Origin of the sequence: Candidatus Thiothrix phosphatis (genome assembly GCF_035668035.1) — a bacterium.
GTDB classification, from domain to species: Bacteria; Pseudomonadota; Gammaproteobacteria; order Thiotrichales; family Thiotrichaceae; genus Thiothrix; species Thiothrix phosphatis.
The window spans coordinates 1-4,268 of record NZ_JAYMYJ010000020.1; the positions used below are offsets into that span (position 1 = coordinate 1).

The window sequence follows — 4,268 nt, forward strand, 5'->3', positions numbered from 1 at the left end:
GGACTTTCAGTCCCTCTCGCAAACCCACCAGCTTTAGCTGGTGCGTTGTTTAGTTTTACTTTTACCGAATTTTCAATTGCCGACGGTATAGCAAAAGCATCAGGGAGTGTATTTGGCTCTGGTGCGGGGACAGAGCGATATCTGGTAGCAATAAATTCCACAAAATGCAGGATTTCCCGCTGGATACTTTCCGGCAGGTTGCGGGTCTGATTCACAATTTGGTCAAACGTTTGCATGGTGCTTAATCTGCAAGTTGTTAATGTTTAACAGTATACGCTGGAACTGGAGAAGAACAACTCGCAGGCGGGACTACTTCCGGCGTTGTTTGGGTTTGCCAGTCGGTTTTGGTTTGCTGTTCGTTCCCGTCTGTGGCCTCGGCGGCAAGCCGGTATGCTGGGTCAACATCTTCTTGCCAGGCTGCTGCTTGTTTGCAGCTTGGCCAGAGGCCACCTTCCCCGTCCGCTTCTGATGCTCCCCGCCCTTATTTTTCCGCCGGTTCGCCTCGTACACGAAGTCTTCTTCCCCCTTCTGATAATGCGGAATCAGCTGGTTCGGCCCATCGCCGATCAGCTCCTGCCGCCCCATATCCGCGATGGCCTTGCGCAGCAGCGGCCAGTTCTTCGGGTCGTGCCAGCGCAGGAACGCCTTGTGCAGCTTGCGCTGTTCCGGCGACTTGGCGGTTTGCACCTTTTCGCTTTTGTAGGTGACCTGATGCAGCGGGTTTTTTTCGGTGTGGTACATGGTGGTGGCGGAGGCCATCGGTGAAGGGTAGAACGCCTGCACCTGGTCGGCGCGGAAGCCGTTTTTCTTCAGCCATAGCGCGAGGTTGAGCATGTCTTCGTCAGATGTGCCGGGGTGCGCGGCGATGAAATACGGGATCAGGTACTGTACTGTTCCTTGCCTGCCTCCTTGCTGTATTTCTCGAACAGGCGTTTGAACTCGTCATAGGTGCCAATGCCCGGCTTCATCATCTTGGAAAGCGGGCCGTCTTCGGTGTGTTCCGGGGCAATCTTGAGGTAGCCGCCGACGTGGTGGGTGACCAGCTCCTTGATGTATTCAGGGTCGCGTACTGCGAGGTCGTAGCGCAGGCCGGAGCCAATCAGCACTTTCTTGATGCCGGGCAGGGTGCGGGCGGCGCGGTACAGCGATTTGAGCGCGGCGTGGTCGGTGTTGAGGTTCTGGCAGATGCCGGGGTAGACGCAACTGGGCTTGCGGCACGAGGCTTCGATCTTCGGGTCTTTGCAGGCCAGCCGGTACATGTTGGCGGTCGGCCCGCCGAGGTCGGAAATCACGCCGGTGAAACCGGGCACGCGGTCACGGATTTCCTCGACTTCGCGGAGGATGGATTCCTGCGAACGGTTCTGGATGATGCGCCCTTCGTGCTCGGTGATGGAGCAGAAGGTGCAGCCGCCAAAGCAGCCGCGCATGATGTTGACCGAGAAGCGGATCATTTCGTAGGCGGGAATGCGAAAGTCAACTGATTTTCTCTACTGGCATTGTCATCATGCCGATTAAAGCTCCAGCCTTCGATCTAGTTCACGAAACAAGCCAGAATCCTTCCAGAGTCTACGATTGCCGACAACATAAAGTACTTCTTTCGCACGTGTCACGGCAACATTGAGCAGATTGGGCCTTCCTCCAGCCCAGCCCCTCGCTCCAGTTTGAGAAGGCAAGGGGGATCCCAGAACAAAAATAACCGCTTCTGCTTCCCGTCCCTGTACAGTGTGGACTGTTCCAACCCGTTCTGAGGTCCACAGCCATAAGTCTTCATTAATCCAAGCCAAGAGTGTTTTGTCTTCCCGGATTTTTTGGCGCAGATGATCGGCAACAATGACAAATGGGGTGATGATATAAACATCGGGTTTTACACGCGCCTCAGCCATTTGTAGTAGCAGGTGAATGACTACATTGCCTTCTTCCTCACTCCACTTGTCTTCAGTGCGACCTCCTTCAACATGAATCCATTTTGATGAACCAAGTGCTTCACGGATTGCTGAAGGTTTAGGCTGCTTTGTAGAAATCATCAAATTGGAATAAGCAACCACATTGGAAATACCGAACATCGGCTCTGAACAACGGCGATGTACCAATAATGGAACGCCTACATTGCGGCTACCTTGTTTTCCTTCAATTTCTGTTACATAGCTGGATGCAGCATCTGCCAATGTTTGTACGGACGCTGTTGGGGCAGCGTATACGTCAGGGTCGACGCCAAAGCGGCGGCAAATGGCTCCTGTCAGTGTGGAGGGCAGAATTACAACGGGTTCAATCTGGATAGGATCACCCACAATGACAGCACGCTGGGTACGTAACAATGCTCCAACTACAGCTTGTGGAAGGGCTTGTCCTGCTTCGTCAACCAATAACCAGCCCAAGCTGTTGAGTGGAAGTTTTCCAAGCATTCGGTTTACTGAAGCGAACGTTGTTGATACCAGTGGTATAACCAGAAATAACGAAGACCACAGGTGGGGGAGCAGAGCCTGCTTCTGCTGGTCTGGCAGTGTTTGGCTTGTGAAAATGTTCATCAACGCGCCAAGGTTGTGCCGTAAAGGTTTGGCAGCGACATCTATAAATGCACGATGTAGTTCCATTCCTGCAATGAAAACGTCATCCCTGAGTCGTTGCATTGAAGGCGGGAACCATGGTGTCAGTTGCTGGTGTACTTTGGATTGAGAGGCAAAGAATGTCGAGTCGGTGAACAGAATGCCATGCTTTTGCTGGGCTTCAGCAATATTTTGTGTTGCTTGCCTATGTTGATTCTGGGCTGTTTGCCATAGGGATTCAGCGTTATTTTTTTCTGTAGTTAGTTGCTGTAATTGTTGTTCTTGGTTATCGAGCGAGTGTTTTGGTTAGATTGTAATGGCGTGTTTCTGCCTGATGGTTTCTGGCTTGCAGTGCGGTCAGGCTTTCACTCCACGTCATTGCTGCCTTTGTACGAAATAATCTTGCCAAAAATCCGGGTTTGACTTGTTGATGGTTATGCAAATCCTGAATGGCCTCTTGGTATTGGAGGCTGGTCTTTGCATGGAGCTTCCGTGTGTTGAAAATTTCCACTTCGCAATGATGCACTTCAACCGTTAATTGATCACGCCGTGCCAATGCTTCAGTTTCTCTCTGGGCAAAGGTCGGTAATTGGATCATTTCCTGTCGTAGTGTTTCTAGCCACCGTTGAGCTTTGCGGCTGCTCTCCAACGCATTGAGGAACCTGCCGCGTGCATTTTTCCAGCGTGTTACTGCTTCTTCAGGGCTGGCTGGTGGTTTTTCTGCATCAACAATATGAGGTGGGCGATATGTGATTTTCCCTGTTTTTGGGTCTTCCTCTTCGATCTGGGGCATTGAGCCTGATGCAGCTTGCAAGTAGCTGTTGATCCCATAGTCGTCATCCCACCAGAAATCTTGCTTGAATTGGCTTCGATTTTTGGTGTTTCCCAGAACCGCAGCAATGGCACCCCATGTTTCGGTTTGGTGTAGTTTGTCGGATAGGGTGGTGAAGTAGCGCAAGCCAATGGCATCTTCAGAAATGGCTTTCAACGCGGGTAATTCCGCACTGACATTTTCCACGGCTTTGTTATTGGAGGATGCAACTAATAGTTCAAAACCTCGTAATGACTCGTCCAGTCGGTATAAATGGAGCCAGCCGTTACCAACCTTGAGTTTTTGGCCTGAGTGCTCAAATGCGGTTGCTGGATTGTCATATTTGGCTAGTTCTTCTGCTCTTTGGGTAACAACACCTGCGACCAAATCCCGTAGCAGGGTTGTTTTGCCTGTTCCAGGTGGCCCGTTTATGCCAAGCATTCCACTTGTCTTGGTTTCTTGGAAGGACAGATTAACGGCGGCCTGTTGTAACAGTACCAGAGGATGGTTGCCATTACTTGGCCAACGAGCCAAAGGGGTTAATCGTGGGCTAACAGTAGTGTTTAATACAACTTTATCGCGCAACAAATCATGGCGTTCCGCAGGGTGTGTAATGCCTAAATATTGCTGGAGGCTTTTACATTGATTCATTGAGAAAACTTGCTTGGCAAGTGCTAGGTCATCTAGGAAAAAGCTATTTAGAAGAAGCGGTTCTGGAGGGTTGGGGTCTTTCAGGTATACATACGAACGGATAGCAAATTCTGGAGCCTCTATCCATGCATCAGGCAGGCCCAAAATTCTAACCAATGTGGCGTATGCTGATTGCAATGCTTGTTGGCTTAACGGTGTTTCTCGTGCTTTGTGTCACCACCGATGTAAAACTGACCCACCCCATCAATTGAAAACTGACCCAC

The 4,268-nt window shown here is 50.8% G+C and carries 3 protein-coding genes and 1 pseudogene; all 4 read right to left on the reverse strand.

What is annotated here, in order from left to right; translation table 11 throughout:
* On the reverse strand, window positions 1-236 hold a 236-nt coding region (locus VSS37_RS02345; protein WP_324693017.1), incomplete at its 3' end, for a hypothetical protein.
* A gap of 73 nt (window positions 237-309) precedes the next feature.
* Window positions 310-1,466, reverse strand: a pseudogene (locus VSS37_RS02350) (DUF3362 domain-containing protein); the annotation flags it as partial.
* A gap of 45 nt (window positions 1,467-1,511) precedes the next feature.
* The gene (locus VSS37_RS02355; protein ID WP_324693018.1) at window positions 1,512-2,627 is read right to left on the reverse strand and encodes a DEAD/DEAH box helicase; all 1,116 of its coding nucleotides are present in this window, start codon (window positions 2,625-2,627) and stop codon (window positions 1,512-1,514) included.
* Window positions 2,628-2,829: 202 nt separating this feature from the next.
* Window positions 2,830-4,149: a DEAD/DEAH box helicase family protein gene (locus VSS37_RS02360; protein WP_324693019.1), complete on the reverse strand. Its 1,320-nt coding sequence runs from the start codon at window positions 4,147-4,149 to the stop codon at window positions 2,830-2,832.
* Window positions 4,150-4,268: the final 119 nt, after the last annotated feature.

What these genes read in the sequence shown, in the direction of transcription:
- VSS37_RS02355 (WP_324693018.1), bottom strand. Translation starts at nt 2,627, where the DNA reads ATGCAACGACTCAGGGATGACGTTTTCATTGCAGGAATGGAACTACAT.